Here is a 17,600-nt window from a genome sequence, read left to right on the forward strand (position 1 = left end):
CATGGTGCCGCCCGTATTTTGAGAACTACACAGTGGACGCGAGCATCTTAGTCGCAAGCAGGGCCGGCCTTCGGGTTGGTTGTTGTTTGTGATACTAAGTGCAATTTCTTAGACCAATCCGCCCTTTGGGGTGTGGTTGGCGAATGAGATAACACTGAGCTGTCAGTCTTTGGCTGGCAGCAACTTTGTGGTCAAGTTTCTAAGAGCAAACGGTGGATGCCTTGGCATCTGGAGCCGAAGAAGGACGTAGAAATCTGCGATAAGCCTCGGGGAGCTGATAATCGAGCCCTGATCCGAGGATTTCCGAATGGGGAAACCCCGCCAGGCGTTATGTCTGGTGACTCCCGCCTGAATATATAGGGCGGGTAGAGGGAACGTGGGGAAGTGAAACATCTCAGTACCCACAGGAAGAGAAAACAACAGTGATTCCGTCAGTAGTGGCGAGCGAAATCGGAAGAGGCTAAACCGGTCATGTGTGATAGACGGCGGTCGTTGCATGGTCGGGGTTGTGGGACCCGTTGTCCTGTTCTGCCGGACAGGGACAGTTACAGCGCAGTATAGGCGAACAGCTTTGAATGGCTGGTCATAGAGGGTGCGAACCCCGTAGCCGAAATGCTGGCGCTGGCTGAATGGGGATCCCAAGTAGCTCGGGGCCCGAGAAATCCCGTGTGAATCTGTCAGGACCACCTGATAAGCCTAAATACTCCCAGATGACCGATAGCGGACAAGTACCGTGAGGGAAAGGTGAAAAGTACCCCGGGAGGGGAGTGAAATAGTACCTGAAACCGTTTGCTTACAAACCGTTGGAGCCTCCTTGTAGGGGTGACAGCGTGCCTTTTGAAGAATGAGCCTGCGAGTTAGCGATATGTGGCGAGGTTAACCCGTGTGGGGTAGCCGTAGCGAAAGCGAGTCTTAATAGGGCGATCCAGTCGCATGTCCTAGACCCGAAGCGAAGTGATCTATCCATGGCCAGGTTGAAGCGACGGTAAGACGTCGTGGAGGACCGAACCCACTTAGGTTGAAAACTGAGGGGATGAGCTGTGGATAGGGGTGAAAGGCCAATCAAACTTCGTGATAGCTGGTTCTCTCCGAAATGCATTTAGGTGCAGCGTTGCGTGTTTCTTGCCGGAGGTAGAGCTACTGGATGGCCGATGGGGCCCAAAAGCTTACTGACGTCAGCCAAACTCCGAATGCCGGTAAGTGAGAGCGCAGCAGTGAGACGGTGGGGGATAAGCTTCATCGTCGAGAGGGAAACAACCCAGACTACCAACTAAGGTCCCTAAGCGTGTGCTAAGTGGGAAAGGATGTGGAGTTGCATAGACAACCAGGAGGTTGGCTTAGAAGCAGCCACCCTTGAAAGAGTGCGTAATAGCTCACTGGTCAAGTGATTCCGCGCCGACAATGTAACGGGGCTCAAGCACACCACCGAAGTTGTAGATTTCGTATTATAGACAAGCCTTCGTGGTTCAGTCGTACGGAGTGGTAGGAGAGCGTCGTGTGGCCAGTGAAGCGGCGGTGTAAACCAGCCGTGGAGGCCACACGAGTGAGAATGCAGGCATGAGTAGCGAAAGACGGGTGAGAAACCCGTCCTCCGAAAGACCAAGGGTTCCAGGGCCAGGTTAATCCGCCCTGGGTAAGTCGGGACCTAAGGCGAGGCCGACAGGCGTAGTCGATGGACAACGGGTTGATATTCCCGTACCGGCGAAGAACCGCCCAAGCTAATCCAGTGGTGCTAAGAGTCCTAACCCGGCTGAGTGGATCCCTTCGGGGTGATGCCGGCCGGTCTAACGCTCGACCCCATGCTGGTGCGGTTAACGTATTAACAGGTGTGACGCAGGAAGGTAGCTGAGCCAGGCGATGGTATCCGTAAGGTGAACCTGGTGTAAGGATGTAGGGCTGACGATAGGCAAATCCGTCGTCAATGCGCCTGAGATCCGATGCGTACCCCGATTGGGGGAAATCAGTGATCCTATGCTGCCGAGAAAAGCATCGACGTGAGGTTCAAGCCGCCCGTACCCCAAACCGACTCAGGTGGTCAGGTAGAGAATACCAAGGAGATCGAGAGAATCGTGGTTAAGGAACTCGGCAAAATGCCCCCGTAACTTCGGGAGAAGGGGGGCCGGAACCGTGATGGGATTTACTCCCGGAGCGGGAAAGGCCGCAGAGACCAGTGGGAAGCGACTGTTTACTAAAAACACAGGTCCGTGCCAAGTCGCAAGACGATGTATACGGACTGACGCCTGCCCGGTGCTGGAAGGTTAAGAGGAACGGTTAGCGCAAGCGAAGCTGAGAATTTAAGCCCCAGTAAACGGCGGTGGTAACTATAACCATCCTAAGGTAGCGAAATTCCTTGTCGGGTAAGTTCCGACCTGCACGAATGGCGTAACGACTTCCCAGCTGTCTCAACCGCGAACTCGGCGAAATTGCACTACGAGTAAAGATGCTCGTTACGCGCAGCAGGACGGAAAGACCCCGTGACCTTTACTACAGCTTGGTATTGGTGTTCGGAGTGGCTTGTGTAGGATAGGTGGGAGACTGTGAAGCTTGGACGCTAGTTCAGGTGGAGTCATTGTTGAAATACCACTCTGGTCACTTTGGATATCTAACTACGAACCGTGATCCGGTTCTGGGACAGTGCCTGGTGGGTAGTTTAACTGGGGCGGTTGCCTCCCAAAAAGTAACGGAGGCGCCCAAAGGTTCCCTCAACCTGGTTGGCAATCAGGTGTCGAGTGTAAGTGCACAAGGGAGCTTGACTGTGAGACTGACAAGTCGAGCAGGGACGAAAGTCGGGACTAGTGATCCGGCAGTGGCTTGTGGAAGCGCTGTCGCTCAACGGATAAAAGGTACCTCGGGGATAACAGGCTGATCTTGCCCAAGAGTCCATATCGACGGCATGGTTTGGCACCTCGATGTCGGCTCGTCGCATCCTGGGGCTGGAGTAGGTCCCAAGGGTTGGGCTGTTCGCCCATTAAAGCGGTACGCGAGCTGGGTTTAGAACGTCGTGAGACAGTTCGGTCCCTATCCGCTGCGCGCGTAGGAAATTTGAGAAGATCTATCCCTAGTACGAGAGGACCGGGATGGACGAACCTCTGGTGTGTCAGTTGTCCTGCCAAGGGCACCGCTGATTAGCTACGTTCGGAACGGATAACCGCTGAAAGCATCTAAGCGGGAAGCCGGCTTCGAGATGAGATTTCCATACCCTTAGGGGTGAGAGGCTCCCAGCTAGACTACTGGGTTGATAGGCCGGATGTGGAAGTGGGGACTAACGACCCATGGAGCTGACCGGTACTAATAAGCCGATAACTTGACAACACTCCCTCCCTGTAGAGGTGGGGGAAAGCTGCTTGCGTCCACTATGTGGTTCCCGAAATACGGTCGGGAACAACTCAACAGAACACTCATCCGTCCTCCGGGGCGGGTGCATGGTCTAAAAACAGACTTCACCACCAGTAATGGTGTGTGGTAAATGTTTCGGCGGCCATAGCGAGAGGGAAACGCCCGGTCACATTCCGAACCCGGAAGCTAAGACTCTCAGCGCCGATGGTACTGCAAGGGGGACCTTGTGGGAGAGTAGGACACCGCCGGACTCCTTTTAGAAACACCAGAAAAGCCGCCCCAGTTGGGGCGGCTTTTCTGCGTTACGGGACGAACGTCGAGTACTCGCACCGCGCCTCCTGCGCCTGCGGTCACTTTGGTAGAGTCGTCCTTTCACAACTCGACAGCTGGCAGAGAACGACAGAGGAGCACTTCGGTGACTGATCGCGATGACGACGACCGTAAGGACGGCCCGCGCCGCCCCTCCTCGGGCTCTGGCAGCGGGGGCCCTCACCGCGGTGGTGGCAGTGGCCGGCCGTCTTCCGGCGATCGAGGGCGTCCTTCAGGGGATCGTCCCACCGGTGGTCGCCCTCAGCAGGGCGGCCGTTCGGCCGAGGGCCGTCCTTCCGGTGGACGACCGACCGGAGGGCGCCCGTCGAACGATCGTCCTCAGCGTGGGAATCACCCCTCGTCGGGTGATCGTCCTCAGCGGGGGGACCGTCCCTCGTACGGCGATCGCCCTCAGCGTGGGGATCGCCCCTCGTCGGGTGACCGTCCTCAGCGGCGAGACCGGCCCTCTTACGGTGATCGTCCGCAGCGTGGGGACCGTCCGTCTTACGGTGATCGTCCTCAGCGCGGTAGTCGCCCGGGCGGCGATGATCGTCGCGGAGCGGGGCCTCGTGCCGGCTCGACCGGACGTGGTGATCGCCGAGAGGCCTGGAAGCCGCGTGAGACCCCGGAAGACCGCGATCCGTTCGGCATCAAGTCGGTCCGACCGGCTCAAGAGGTCGCGCACGTGCCCGACGACGTCGAGCCCCGTGACCTCGACAAGGTGGCGCGCGGTGAACTCAAGACGCTCAGCAAGGAGAATGCGGACTGGGTCGCCAAGCACCTGGTCATGGCCGGTCGGCTGATCGACGAGGACCCGGAAGAAGCCCACAAGCACGCCCTGTCGGCAGGTCGCCGGGCCGGCCGCATCTCGGTCGTCCGCGAGACGATCGCCATCACCGCCTACCAGGTGGGGGACTACGCACTGACGTTGCGGGAGCTCCGCACCTACCGTCGCATCTCGGGCCGCGACGACCAGTTGCCCCTGATGGTCGACAGTGAACGCGGTCTCGGTCGCCCTGAGCGGGCGCTCGAGCTCGGGCGGTCCGTCGACGTGTCGACCCTCGACGCGCAGGTGCGCGTCTCGCTGGCCATCGCGATGTCGGGTGCGCGACTGGACCTCGGCCAACCCCAGGCGGCCCTGGGTGAGCTCGAGATCCCCCAGCTGGACCGCACGAAGGCCTTCAGCTACAGCCCCGCCCTCTTCGCGGCTTACGGCACGGTCCTCGAAGATCTCGGCCGTCCCGACGAAGGGGAGAAGTGGCTCGAACTCGCCGACCGCGCCGAGGACGCTCTCGCGGCCCTCGAAAATGGTGGCGCCGACGGTGAGACCGTCGAGATCGTCGAGGAGGACGTCGACTTCGTGGACGACCTGCCCGTCACGCTCGACGAGTCCGACGAGTCCGATGAGTCCGACGAGTCCGATGAAGCCGACGTGGACGGTGACGAGAACGTGCCCGAGGAGGGCCCGGACGGCGACGCCGTCGGCGTGGTCGACCCCGAGACCGAGCCGCATGACGACTCCGACGAGAAGCACGACGAGGAGCACGGACAGCGCGATGAGACTGCCGATCCCGAGACGACTCCGTCGCTCGCGGACGACGTCGACGGCCACCGTGGCTGACGCGGCGACGCCGCTCGACGGTGTCGACACCGTCCTCGCCGATCTGGACGGGGTGGTGTACCGGGGGCGACACGCCATCGACCACGCGGTCGACAGCTTGACAGACGTGGCTCGCACCCGTCGCGTCGGGTACATCACGAACAACGCGTCCCGGACGGCCGAGACGGTGGCCGGTCAGCTGGCCGGCTACGGGCTCGAGGTGCGTGCCGACGACGTGGTGACGTCCCCGCAGGCCGCGGTGCGCCTCCTCGGTGATGCCGTGCCCCGCGGCTCGACGGTCCTGGTGGTCGGCGGAGAGGGCTTGACGTCGGTGCTCGAGGCAGAAGGGTTCGTCGTGACCCGTTCAGCCGACGACGCCCCCGCCGCGGTCGTCCAGGGATTCAGCCCCGATGTCGGGTGGGCGCAGCTGGCCGAGGCATCCTTCGCCCTGCACACGGGCATCCCGTGGATCGCGACGAACACGGACTGGACGATCCCGCAGGAGCGTGGCGTCGCACCGGGCAACGGCACGCTCGTGTCCGCGGTGCACACGGCCGTGGGGCGCCTGCCCGTGACCGCAGGCAAGCCCGAGACCCCGATCTTCACCGCTGCCGTCGAGCGGTTCGGGGCGACGAAGGCCGCGTTCATCGGCGACCGGCTCGACACCGACATCGTGGGTGCGAACGCGGCGGGGCTCGTCTCCATCCTCGTGCTGACCGGCATCGACGGTGCGAAGCAGGTGCTCGCCGCGGACGCCAAGTCGCGGCCGGACTTCATCGTCGGCGACCTCCGCGAGCTGGACCAGCCGTACCCCGAGACCGTCGAGCACGACGAAGAGGACGTGCACGTCGTCACCGTCCGCGGTGCGAGCGTCGCCGTCCGTGGTCACGTCGTGCGCGTGTTGGCCGAGGGGGACGACCCCGTGGACCTGCTGCGCGCCGGGGCCATCGCCGTGTGGGGGACCGGCAAGGCGATCTACGGGCTCGACGTCGATCCCAAGCTGCACGCCGACAGCTGAACGCGCCCGCCCCGACCGTCAGGGGCGGCGGCTAGTCTGGACGGCACCATGAGCGACCATCCCGACGCCACCGTCCGCGGCGACAACGACCTCGACGTCGTCGATGCCGCAGATCGTCAGGAGGCGCGGGTCGCGTCCGCCACCCGCCTGGCCGACATCGAGTCCCTGCCCCTGGCTTCCCGGGCCCAGGCCTTCGGCGAGGTCCACGACGAACTCCGCGCGGTGCTCGAGGGCACGACGGGCGACACCGGTCAGGGCGGTCGATGACGGCCTCCGAGGCGCCGGGGGAGCGACTCGACTCCGTGCTCGCCCGGCGCGGCCTCGCCCGGTCGCGGACGCATGCCGCCCGGTTGCTGTCGGACGGGCTGGTGACCGTCAACGGCGTCGGGGTCGTGAAAGCCTCCGCCCGGGTGGCCGAGTCGGACGACGTCGCCGTCGCCGGGCTCGATCACTACGTCAGTCGTGCGGCACACAAGCTGCTGGGCGCCCTCGACGCGTTCGGTGTCGACCCGACGGGCCGCACGGCCCTCGATGTCGGCGCGTCCACGGGCGGGTTCACACAGGTCCTTCTCGAGCGCGGTGCCGACCACGTCGTCGCCCTCGACGTCGGCCACGGTCAGCTGGCCAACCCGGTGCGCTTCGACCCGCGGGTCACGATCGTCGAGGGCGAGAACGCGAGGTACCTGACGGCCGAGCGGTTCGCGGCGTTGACGACCCGCGCCTCCTCGGTGTCGCTCGTCGTGGCCGACGTGTCCTTCATCTCCCTGACGATGGTGCTGCCCGCGCTCGTGGCGAGCGTGGGTGTGGACAACGACTTCGTCCTGCTCATCAAGCCGCAGTTCGAGGTCGGCCGGCAGGGGGTCCGTGAGGGCCTCGTGCTGGACCCCGTGTTGCGGAACGAGGCCGTCACGACCGTGTTGTGGGCCGCCCACGACCTGGGGCTCGGCACGGCCGGGCTCATCTCGTCCCCGATCGTCGGTGGCTCGGGCAACCGCGAGTACTGTGTGCACTTCTCGGCCTGGGCCGGGACGAATCCGACAGAATGGCTCAGCACGGCCGACAGCTTGACGAGAGGGTGAACGACATCTCTTCGACACGACACATCCTGGTCGTCTCGCACACGGGGCGCCCCGACTCGATCGACGCCGCCCTCGAGGTCTGCGGGCTGCTGGGCGACGCCGGCGTGGTTCCCGTGCTGCCCCGTGACGAGTGGGACGACATCCGTCGGGCCCAGCCCGCGGCCGCCATCGACGACGTCGAGATCCTGTTCGACGGCGTGGCCTGCGACGACCTCGAATGCGTCATCGTCCTCGGCGGCGACGGCACGATCTTGCGTGCCGCCGAGTTGATCCGCGGCACCCGGGCGCCCATCGTCGGCGTCAACCTCGGGCACGTCGGGTTCCTGGCCGAGAGCGAGCGCGACGAGATGGCCGACACCGTCGCTCGCGTGCTCGCCGCCGACTACGAGGTCGAGGAGCGTTTCGCGCTTGACGTCAAGGTCACCAACCGTGACGAGGTCGTCTACGAGACCTGGGCCATGAACGAGGCGACGGTCGAGAAGGCCTCGCGCGAACGCATGCTCGAGGTCGTCATCGAGGTCGACGGTCGCCCCCTGTCGTCGTTCGGCTGCGACGGCGTGGTCATGTCGACGCCGACGGGCTCGACGGCCTACTCGTTCTCGGCCGGCGGTCCCGTGGTGTGGCCTGCCGTGCAGGCGCTCCTGCTCGTACCGCTCAGTGCCCACGCCCTCTTCGCCCGCCCACTCGTCGTCGGGCCCGACTCGGTGCTCGCCGTCGAGGTGCTGAGCCGCACCGACGCCCGCGGCATCCTGTGGTGTGACGGTCGTCGCGAGCACGACCTGCCCCCGGGGGCCCGGGTCGAGTGCAGCCGCTCCGACCAGCCCGTGCGACTCGCCCGCCTGCGGACGGGCCCGTTCACCGACCGTCTCGTGGCCAAGTTCCAGCTGCCGGTCACCGGCTGGCGCGGTCCGGCCCCCGTCGAGGACGTCCCTGCCGGGGACGCGCCCGTCGCCGCGGCGCCCGTCGTGTCGGGCACCTCGTCGTCACCGACCGCAGCGCCCGAGGGCGACCGATGATCGAAGAGATCTCGATCCGCGACCTCGGTGTGATCGGTCGTGCCACGCTGCCTCTCGGTCCCGGCTTCACGGCCGTCACGGGCGAGACCGGTGCGGGCAAGACCATGGTCGTGTCGGCTCTCGGCCTGCTGCTCGGCCAGCGTGCCGAGAGCGGGGTCGTCCGATCGGGCAGCCCCCAGGCCGTGGTGGACGGCCGCTGGCTGGTCCCGGCCGAGGGGGCCATCGTCGAGCGGGTCCGTGACGCGGGCGGCGACGTCGACGACGGCGAACTCTTCCTCAGTCGTGTCGTCTCGGCCGAGGGGCGCAGCCGCGCGGTCGTCGGCGGGCGAACGGCTCCCATCGGCGTGCTCGGTGACCTCGCCGACCATCTCGTGGTGGTGCACGGCCAGTCCGAGCAGATCCGCCTCAAGTCCGCCGCGGCCCAGCGTGCGGCCGTCGACGCGCACGGCGGGGCCGCTCTGGCCCAGGCCGCCGCACACTACCGCGGGGCCTACGACGCCTGGCTGGCCGCCCGCGCCGAGCTCGACGAGATCACCCGGGACCGCGACGCCCGGCGCGCCGAGGCCGAGAGCCTCCGCGCCGCGATCGACGAGATCGAGGGGCTCGCCCCCGTGGCCGGCGAACTCGACGAACTCGATGCCACGGCCGAACGACTGAGCAACGCCGAAGACCTGCGGCTGGCGGCCGGGCTCGCCCACGAGGTGCTCTCGACCGACGCGGTCGACGGCACCCGCGACGTCGTCTCCCTCGTCGAGGAGGCCCGGCGTCAGATCGAACGCGTCGCGCCTCACGATCCGGCACTCGAGCCGATCGCCGACCTGCTGGCCGAGGTCAGCGTCCAGGTCGGTGAATCCGCCTCACGTCTGTCGAGCTACCTCGGCACCCTCGACGCCGACGTCGCCGTCGAGCTCGAGTTGGTGCAAACGCGTCGCGCCGACCTGGCCGGGCTCGTCCGCAAGTACGGCCCCACACTCGACGACGTCATCCGGCTGCTCGACGACGGCAGCCGACGCCTGGTCGAACTCGACGGCGACGACGACCGACTCGCGCACCTCGACGACGACGTGGCCGAGCTGCGGGCCGAGGCCGAGCGGCGGGCCGGCGTCCTGGGCGAGCTGCGGCGCGAAGCCGGGGCCGACCTCTCGACGCGTGTCAGCGCCGAGTTGAGCGCCCTGGCCATGACCGGTGCCGAGATCGTCGTCGAGGTCTCACCACGCGACGAGCTCGGGACGAGCGGCGGGGACGTCGTGTCCCTGCTGTTGAGGCCGCACCCCGGCAGCGAACCCCGGCCGCTCGGCAAGGGCGCATCCGGCGGCGAGCTGTCGCGCGTGATGCTCGCGCTCGAGGTCGTCATGGCCGGGTCGAGCGATGTGCCCACGTTCGTGTTCGACGAGGTCGACGCGGGCGTCGGCGGGTCGGCCGCGATCGAGATCGGTCGACGGCTGGCAGCGCTCTCCGAACGGGCGCAGGTCATCGTGGTGACGCACCTGGCCCAGGTCGCCGCGTTCGCCACGAACCACCTCCGCGTCGTGAAGGACGCCTCGGGCGAGGTGACCGCCAGCAGCGTGCACCAGCTCGACGGCGACGAACGGGTCGCCGAGATGGCCCGTCTCCTCTCGGGATTGCCCGACAGCTCCAGTGGGCTCGAACACGCGCGCGAGCTGCTCGAGCTCGCCTCGTCGGCCCGACGACCGGCGACGGCCGACACACGTTCGTAACAGGCGTGGTCTGTCGGAACGGCTCGGTGTGACATAGGATGGAATCCCGTGGTGAACGTTGAGAACTCGGGTCCAGATGCCAGCACGACGAAGCACATCTTCGTCACCGGAGGCGTCGTCTCCTCCCTCGGAAAAGGCCTGACGGCCGCCAGCCTGGGCAATCTGCTCACGGCCCGCGGGCTGCGGGTGGTCATGCAGAAGCTCGATCCGTACCTGAACGTCGATCCGGGCACGATGAACCCGTTCCAGCACGGCGAGGTCTTCGTCACTGACGACGGTGCCGAGACCGACCTCGACATCGGGCACTACGAGCGATTCCTCGACATCGATCTCGGTCAGTCGGCGAACGTCACGACCGGCCAGATCTACTCGACCGTCATCGCGAAAGAGCGACGCGGCGAGTACCTCGGTGACACCGTGCAGGTCATCCCGCACATCACCGACGAGATCAAGCGGCGCATGCGCCAGCAGGCCGACGACGACCCGAAGCCCGACGTGATCATTACCGAGGTCGGCGGCACGGTCGGCGACATCGAGAGCCAGCCGTTCATCGAGGCCGCCCGTCAGGTGCGCCACGAGCTCGGTCGCAAGAACGTGTTCTTCGTGCACGTCTCGCTCGTGCCTTACATGGGTGCGTCCGGCGAACAGAAGACCAAGCCGACGCAGCACAGCGTCGCCGCCCTGCGGTCGATCGGCATCCAGCCGGACGCTCTCGTGCTGCGCAGCGACCGCCCCGTCAGCGAGAGCAACAAGAAGAAGATCGCCCTGATGTGCGACGTCGACGAAGACGCGGTCGTCAACGCGAAGGACGTCGCGAGCATCTACGACATCCCGGCCATGCTGAACGACCAGGGGCTCGACGCGTACATCATCGACCACCTGGGTCTCGGCGAGAAGGCCGGCGACGTCGACTGGTCGGGCTGGCAGCCCGTGCTGACCGCGGTGCACGAGCCGAAGCACGAGGTCACGATCGGCCTGGTCGGCAAGTACATCGACCTGCCCGACGCCTACCTGTCGGTCACCGAGGCGCTCAAGGCGGGCGGGTTCGCGCACCAGACCAAGGTGTCGCTGACCTGGATTCCCTCCGACGACTGCGAGACCCCCGAGGGTGCCGCGAAGGCGCTCCGTGGCGTCGACGGCATCTGCGTGCCCGGCGGCTTCGGCATCCGCGGCATCGAGGGCAAGCTCGGCGCGCTCCGCTACGCCCGCGAGAACGGTCTGCCGGCGCTCGGCCTCTGCCTGGGCCTGCAGTGCATGGTCATCGAGTACGCACGCAACGAGGCAGGCCTGACCGGCGCCTCCTCGTCCGAGTTCGATCCCGACACCGAGTACGCGGTCGTCGCGACCATGGCCGAGCAGGTCGACATCATCGCCGACGGCGACCTGGGCGGCACCATGCGCCTCGGCCTCTACCCGGCCGCCCTCACGCCGGGCTCGCTCGCCGCCGACCTGTACGGTTCCGAGCTGGTGTCCGAGCGTCACCGCCACCGCTACGAGGTCTCGAACCAGTACCGCCAGCAGATCGCCGACGCGGGCCTCCGCTTCTCGGGCACCTCGCCCGACGGCACGCTCGTCGAGTACGTCGAGCTCGACCGCGACGTCCACCCGTTCTACATCGGCACGCAGGCACACCCCGAGCTGCGGTCGCGCCCCAACGACGCCCACCCGTTGTTCGCCGGGCTCGTCGCCGCATCCCTCGAGCGCCACGACGCGAGCAAGCTGTTCGCCGACGAGGCCGACGCCGCGCAGGTCGTCGCGTGACCGACGCGTTCGCTGCGGGCACCGGCCCGCTCGCCGACGAGCCGGCCTCGCCGACGGTCACGAAGACCGAGGTCGTCTTCGAAGGCGCCGTCTGGAACGTCAAGCGCGACACCGTCGACTACAACGGCTCCCCGATGGTGCGCGAGTACGTCGCGCACACCGGGGCCGTCGCCGTCCTGGCCGTCGACGAGGAGCAGCGCGTGCTCGTCATCAAGCAGTACCGGCACCCGATCCGCACCCGCGACTGGGAGCTGCCCGCGGGCCTGCTCGACGCCGAGGGCGAGAGCAAGCTCGACGCCGCCAAGCGCGAGCTCGCCGAAGAGGCCGACCTGCAGGCGACGACCTGGGACGAACTCGTCTCGTTCCACACCACGCCCGGCGGCAACGACGAGATGGTCACGGTCTACCGTGCCACCGGCGTCAGCGCCACGGAGGGGGCGTTCGAGCGCAGCGACGAAGAGGCCGACATCGAGAAGCGCTGGGTCTCGCTCGACGAGATCGTCGACGGCGTGCTCGCCGGACGCCTGCACAACTCGATCCTCAGCATCGCGGCGCTCGCCGCGGTCGCGTCCCGCTGAGCTGCGCGTCGCCCCGTCGGCGCAGGGGCTCCGGCCGTAGCCTGGCCTGGTGACGATCGAGGAGGCGCTGGACCGGTACCTGAGACACGTCTCGGTCGAGCGCGGCCTCAGCCCGAACACGGCCGCGGCGTACCGCCGCGACCTCGTCCTCTGGCGGGCTCACCTGGCGGAGGCCGGTCGTCTCACCCTCGACGAGGTCGAGCCCGGCGACGTCGCGACGTTCCCGGCGGCGCTGGCGACCCGCGCCGAGAAGCCGCTGGGCGCCTCCTCGGTGGCCCGGGTGCTGTCGTCGGTGCGGGGCTTCCACCGCTTCGCCCTCGAGGAGGGGCTGGTCGCGGTGGACGTGGCCGCCACCACCCGGCCTCCCAAGCTGCCGAGCCGCCTCCCGAAGGCCATTTCGGTCGGCCAGGTCGAGGCGCTGCTCGCCGCCACCGACGGCGACGAGCCGACCCGACTGCGCGACAAGGCCCTGCTCGAGCTGCTCTACGCGACGGGTGCGCGGGTGAGCGAGGCGGTGTCGCTCAACGTCGACGACGTGGTCGAGGGGGACGTCGTGCGCCTGTTCGGCAAGGGGAACAAGCAGCGCATCGTGCCGCTCGGCAGCTACGCGCGACGGGCGCTGGACGCGTACCTCGTGCGTGCCCGACCGGTGTTCTCGCCGCGGGGAGAACCGACGCCCGCGTTGTTCCTCGGCACGCGCGGAGCCAGGGTGTCGCGGCAGAACGCGTGGCTCATCATCCAGGCGGCGGCCGAGCGGGCCCAGCTCGACCTCGAGGTGTCGCCGCACACGCTGCGGCACTCCTTCGCGACGCACCTGCTCGAGGGAGGGGCCGACGTCCGAGTCGTCCAAGAGCTGCTGGGGCACTCGTCCGTGGCGACGACGCAGATCTACACGCTGGTGACGGCGGACGCGCTGCGGGACGTCTACTCGACGGCGCACCCGCGGGCACGATGGGCGTCGTGACCGGTCGCCGACCCGGGCGACGACAAGGCGCCGACCGGGCCCGGACCCAGCGCCGATCCAGCGCTGACGGAACACTGACCCCGCGCTGACCAGGCAAAACCCTCAAGCAAGGCATGAGGCTTCCTGGTGACGGGCCGGGCGCGGCAGCCCGTGGGCGTCGGGGGTCGCCGGTACTCTCGTACCCGTGAGCACCAAGCCGACCTCGAGCACCCCCGCCCTCTTCGAGAGCGCTCCGGCGACCGTCCCCGCGAACGGCCCCACCGGGCGCCCGCGTACCGAGTTCCCGACTCCTGCGCCTCTGTCGAGCCACGGCCCGGCCCGCATCATCACCCTCTGCAACCAGAAGGGCGGCGTGGGCAAGACCACCACGACGATCAACCTCGGCGCCGCGTTCGCCGAGTACGGCCGTCGTGTGTTGGCCATCGACTTCGACCCGCAGGGCGCTCTGACCGCCGGCCTCGGCGTGCAGTCGCATGACCAGGCCACGATCTACGACCTCATGATCGGTGCCGTGAAGGACGCCCACGACGTCATCGTGCCCACGCGTGTCGAGAACCTCGACGTCATGCCGGCCAACATCGACCTCTCCGCCGCCGAGGTCCACCTCGTCAACGAGGTCGCTCGCGAGCAGATCCTCGCGCGCATCCTGCGCCAGGTCAGCGACGAGTACGACGTCGTCCTGATCGACTGCCAGCCCTCGCTCGGCCTGCTGACCGTCAACGCCCTCACCGCGGCGCACGGCGTGCTGATCCCGCTCGAGTGCGAGTTCTTCGCGCTCCGCGGCGTCGCCTTGCTCGTCGAGACCATCGAGAAGGTGCGCGACCGGCTGAACCCCGCGATCACCCTCGACGGCATCCTCCCGACCATGTTCGACTCGCGCACGCTGCACAGCCGCGAGGTGCTCGAGCGCGTCGTCGAGGCGTTCGACGACCAGGTGCTCGAGACCGTCATTGGTCGCACCGTCAAGTTCCCCGACGCGTCGGTCGCCGGCACACCGATCACCAAGTTCGCCCCCGAGCACCCGGCGGCGCAGGCCTACCGCCAGCTGGCCCGAGAGCTGATCGCGCGTGGTGCCGCGGCCTGAGTCGGCGACCGCCGAGGTCGGCCCCGACGAGACCGCCCTCGCGGGTCCCGAGGTCTCGCCCGGCTTCGAGGTGCGGCTCGAGAACTTCAGCGGCCCGTTCGACCTGCTGCTCTCGTTGATCACCAAGCGCGAGATGGACATCACCGAGGTCGCACTCAGTGCCGTGACCGACGAGTTCCTGTCGTTCCTCCGCCGCATCGACACCGACGAGAACCTCGACCAGGCCAGCGAGTTCATCGTCGTCGCAGCCACGCTGCTCGACCTCAAGGTGGCGGGGTTGCTGCCGCAGGGCGAGCTCGTCGACGCCGAGGACGTCGCACTGCTCGAGGCACGCGACCTGCTCTTCGCTCGGCTGCTGCAGTACCGGGCCTTCAAACAGGCCGCCGAGTGGTTCGCGCAGCACGGCGCCGCCGAGGCCGAGCGACACGCCCGCTCCGTGCGACTCGAGCAGAAGTACCGCGTCACGACCCCCGAGCTCGTCTGGACGCTCTCGCCCGACGACTTCGCCGCCCTCGCCACCCTGGCGCTGACGCCACGCGAGATCCCCACGGTCGGCCTCGACCACCTGCACGCCCCCCTGGTCAGCATCCGTGAGCAGGCGGCCATCGTCGTGTCGTTGCTGCGTCGCGGGGCGGTCCTCACCTTCCGCGAACTCGTCGCCGGCATCGATGAGAAGGGTGTCGTCGTCGCCCGGTTCCTGGCCCTGCTCGAGCTGTACCGTCACGCGTCCATCTCGTTCGAGCAGGTCGAGCCGCTCGGCGAGCTCAGTGTCCGCTGGGTGGCCGAGACCTGGACCGAAGAGAACCTGGCCGCGCTGGGGGCCGACTATGAAGGCTGACGTGACACGCGCCTCCTCGTCCCTCGAGACGCCCGAGGTCGAGGCGGCCGCCGGCCCCGCGAACGACACCACCGAGGCCGTCGCTCGCCAGCTCGAGGCGCTGCTGATGGTCGCCGACGAGCCGCAGACGCTCGTCGACCTGGCGACCGCCGTCGGCGCGCCGGTCGCCGCGGTGCAGCAGGCGATCACGGCGCTCGTGGCCGATTTCGACGGGGTCGGCGGCACCGTCCGGCGTGGTTTCGAGCTGCGTGAGGTCGGCGGCGGCTGGCGATTCTACGTGCGTGACGAGCACGATCCGGTCGTGCGCGATTTCGTGCTGACGCAGAACCCGACGAAACTGTCCTCAGCGGCTCTCGAGACGCTGGCGGTCATCGCCTACAAGCAACCCATCACCCGCAGCAGCATCGCCCAGATCCGGGCGGTCAACGTCGACTCGGTCGTCCGTACGCTGCTGGGTCGCGGCCTGATCACGGAGTCGTCCACCGACCCCGAGACAGGCGCCATCAACTACGAAACGACAGGCCTCCTCTTGACCCATCTCGGCATCAACTCGCTCGATGAGCTCCCGCTCATCTCGCCCCTCCTCTCGGACGGCCAAGGGGGGTTCGACGATGTCGCGTAGTCAGTCCTCCTCCGACGAGTCCGAGCTGGCCTCGGGCGAACGCCTGCAGAAGGTCATGGCGGCCGCGGGCGTGGCCTCGCGCCGCGTCAGCGAAGACATGATCGCCGCCGGTCGCGTGACGGTGAACGGCAAGGTCGTCACCGAGCCCGGCCGCCGCATCGACCCGGCGAAGGACAAGATCGTCGTCGACGGCAGCGCCGTGCAGCTCGACGCCACGCGTCGCTACGTCATGCTCAACAAGCCGGTCGGCATCGTCAGCACCCTGAGCGACGAGAACGGTCGCCCCGACCTGCGCCAGTTCACCGAGCAGTACGAAGAGCGCCTCTTCAACGTCGGCCGCCTCGACGTCGAGACGAGCGGCCTGCTCGTCCTGACCAACGATGGCGAGCTCGCGCACGTGCTCGCGCACCCGTCGTTCGGCGTGACCAAGACCTACATCGCGAAGGTCAAGGGCGTCGTCACGCCCTCGGTGCTCAACGAGCTCATGACCGGTGTCGAGCTCGACGACGGCCCGATCGCGGCCGACAAGGCGACGCTCGTCGCCGGTGGCGCGGGTCTCTCTCGCTCGTCCGACTCGTCGCTGATCGAGATCACGCTGCACTCGGGGCGCAACCGCATCGTCCGTCGCATGCTCGAGGCCGTCGGCCACCCGGTCATCGACCTCGTCCGCCGCTCGTTCGGCCCGCTCCACCTCGGCACGCTCAAGGTCGGCCACATGCGGTCGCTGACCAAGGTCGAGCTCGGGGCGATCCTCACGATCTCGCGCGACGCCACGGCGGACTCGACGGTCGACGCCGCCCCGATCACCGAGAGCCCCGACGCCCCCGTCGACGAGGCCGACGTCGTCGAGCTGGCCCTCGCCGACGACGAGGTCGAGAAGGACTACTACGACGAGGACGACGAAGAGTACGACCCCGCCACCGACGCCCGTGCCGAGCGCCGTCGGGCGGCGGCCCGCGACCAGGCCGAGTCGACCTCGCGCCGTGCGCAGGTCCGCCGAGAGCAGGAGGCGCGGCGCGGGCAACGCGACGAGCGACCGACCCGAGCTGGCTACCAGGGCAACCGGAACGACGGACGTTCCGGTGACGAGCGCCCCGTTCGTGGGTACCAGGGCAACAACGACGACGGACGAGGGCGCGAGGGGCGCCCGGCTCGCACCGGTTACCACGGGAGCGACGACCGTCCGGCTCGTGGTGGCTACCAGGGCCGGGACGGCCGTGGTGAGTCGCGCGGTGGCTACCAGGGTCGCAACGACGACGGTCGCGGTGAGTCGCGCGGTGGGTACCAGGGTCGCAACGACGACGGCCGGGGCCGCGATGAGCGCCCGGCCCGTGGTGGCTACCAGGGTCGGGACGGCCGCGGTGGGTCACGTCCCGGCTACCAGGGCCGCAACGACGACGGCCGCGGACGCGACGATCGCGGCGGCTTCGTGTCGCGCGACGACCGTGGTTCGCGTGGCGGGTTCGTCTCGCGCGACGACCGTGCTCCGCGGGGTGGCGGCGACCGTCCGCTGACCCCGGGTGAAGAGCGCGCGGCGGGCTACCCGAACCGCGACGCCAACCGTGACCCGCGCACCGGACGCCCCTCCGGCATCCGTGCCGGCGGCAAGGCGACCAACCGAGGCTGGGTCGACCGCGGCGCGGCCGAGCGCGGCGAAGACGAACGAGGCGGTCGTGA

12 protein-coding genes, 2 rRNA genes and 1 pseudogene are annotated in these 17,600 nt (G+C 67.5%); all 15 read left to right on the forward strand.

Features of this window, described 5'->3' with window-relative positions; translation table 11 throughout:
- Positions 1-189: 189 nt before the first annotated feature.
- Positions 190-3,312: ribosomal RNA gene (locus SJY14_RS07895) — 23S ribosomal RNA — on the forward strand.
- 158 nt (positions 3,313-3,470) lie between these two features.
- A 5S ribosomal RNA gene (rrf, locus tag SJY14_RS07900) occupies positions 3,471-3,587 on the forward strand.
- Positions 3,588-4,330: 743 nt separating this feature from the next.
- Entirely contained in the window at positions 4,331-5,266 is a 936-nt protein-coding gene (locus SJY14_RS07905; RefSeq protein ID WP_396600225.1) for a hypothetical protein, read from the forward strand.
- On the forward strand, positions 5,202-6,263 hold the full coding sequence (locus tag SJY14_RS07910; RefSeq protein ID WP_396600226.1) for an HAD-IIA family hydrolase: 1,062 nt from the start codon (positions 5,202-5,204) through the stop codon (positions 6,261-6,263). Before SJY14_RS07905 ends, SJY14_RS07910 begins: the two co-directional genes overlap by 65 nt.
- 48 nt (positions 6,264-6,311) lie before the next feature.
- Positions 6,312-6,530, forward strand: a complete 219-nt coding sequence (locus SJY14_RS07915) for a hypothetical protein (RefSeq protein ID WP_396600227.1) — start codon at positions 6,312-6,314, stop codon at positions 6,528-6,530.
- Positions 6,527-7,342 (forward strand): TlyA family RNA methyltransferase, encoded by an 816-nt coding sequence (locus tag SJY14_RS07920; protein ID WP_396600228.1) that lies wholly within the window; start codon positions 6,527-6,529, stop codon positions 7,340-7,342. The genes SJY14_RS07915 and SJY14_RS07920 overlap by 4 nt, the downstream gene beginning before the upstream one ends.
- Before the next feature lie 5 nt (positions 7,343-7,347).
- Positions 7,348-8,358, forward strand: a complete 1,011-nt coding sequence (locus tag SJY14_RS07925) for an NAD kinase (RefSeq protein WP_396600262.1) — start codon at positions 7,348-7,350, stop codon at positions 8,356-8,358.
- Entirely contained in the window at positions 8,355-10,076 is a 1,722-nt protein-coding gene (gene recN / locus SJY14_RS07930) for a DNA repair protein RecN (RefSeq protein WP_396600229.1), read from the forward strand. The genes SJY14_RS07925 and recN overlap by 4 nt, the downstream gene beginning before the upstream one ends.
- Positions 10,077-10,127: 51 nt before the next feature.
- Positions 10,128-11,837, forward strand: coding sequence for a CTP synthase (locus SJY14_RS07935; RefSeq protein WP_396600263.1), 1,710 nt, complete (start codon positions 10,128-10,130; stop codon positions 11,835-11,837).
- A complete protein-coding gene (locus tag SJY14_RS07940; RefSeq protein ID WP_396600230.1) occupies positions 11,834-12,415 on the forward strand; it encodes an NUDIX domain-containing protein in 582 nt (193 codons plus the stop codon). Before SJY14_RS07935 ends, SJY14_RS07940 begins: the two co-directional genes overlap by 4 nt.
- Positions 12,416-12,464: 49 nt before the next feature.
- Positions 12,465-13,379 carry a site-specific tyrosine recombinase XerD gene (gene xerD, locus SJY14_RS07945; protein ID WP_396600231.1) on the forward strand — a complete coding sequence of 305 codons (915 nt, stop codon included), beginning with the start codon at positions 12,465-12,467 and terminating at the stop codon, positions 13,377-13,379.
- A 184-nt stretch (positions 13,380-13,563) separates the two neighbouring features.
- Positions 13,564-14,463, forward strand: a complete 900-nt coding sequence (locus tag SJY14_RS07950; RefSeq protein ID WP_043595856.1) for a ParA family protein — start codon at positions 13,564-13,566, stop codon at positions 14,461-14,463.
- Positions 14,447-15,301: a segregation and condensation protein A gene (locus SJY14_RS07955; protein WP_396600232.1), complete on the forward strand. Its 855-nt coding sequence runs from the start codon at positions 14,447-14,449 to the stop codon at positions 15,299-15,301. Before SJY14_RS07950 ends, SJY14_RS07955 begins: the two co-directional genes overlap by 17 nt.
- Positions 15,291-15,923, forward strand: a complete 633-nt coding sequence (gene scpB, locus SJY14_RS07960) for an SMC-Scp complex subunit ScpB (protein ID WP_071255964.1) — start codon at positions 15,291-15,293, stop codon at positions 15,921-15,923. The genes SJY14_RS07955 and scpB overlap by 11 nt, the downstream gene beginning before the upstream one ends.
- Positions 15,913-16,707, forward strand: a pseudogene (locus SJY14_RS07965) (pseudouridine synthase); the annotation flags it as partial. The gene scpB and the pseudogene SJY14_RS07965, both read left to right, overlap by 11 nt.
- Positions 16,708-17,600: the final 893 nt, after the last annotated feature.

The sequence above is a fragment of the Frigoribacterium sp. R86507 genome, assembly GCF_044597695.1.
Taxonomy (GTDB): Bacteria; Actinomycetota; Actinomycetes; order Actinomycetales; family Microbacteriaceae; genus Frigoribacterium.

Coding starts and splice junctions, on each gene's coding strand:
- SJY14_RS07910 (WP_396600226.1), top strand. CDS start 5,202: ATGAGACTGCCGATCCCGAGACGACTCCGTCGCTCGCGGACGACGTCG.
- SJY14_RS07915 (WP_396600227.1), top strand. CDS start 6,312: ATGAGCGACCATCCCGACGCCACCGTCCGCGGCGACAACGACCTCGAC.
- SJY14_RS07920 (WP_396600228.1), top strand. CDS start 6,527: ATGACGGCCTCCGAGGCGCCGGGGGAGCGACTCGACTCCGTGCTCGCC.
- recN (WP_396600229.1), top strand. CDS start 8,355: ATGATCGAAGAGATCTCGATCCGCGACCTCGGTGTGATCGGTCGTGCC.
- scpB (WP_071255964.1), top strand. CDS start 15,291: ATGAAGGCTGACGTGACACGCGCCTCCTCGTCCCTCGAGACGCCCGAG.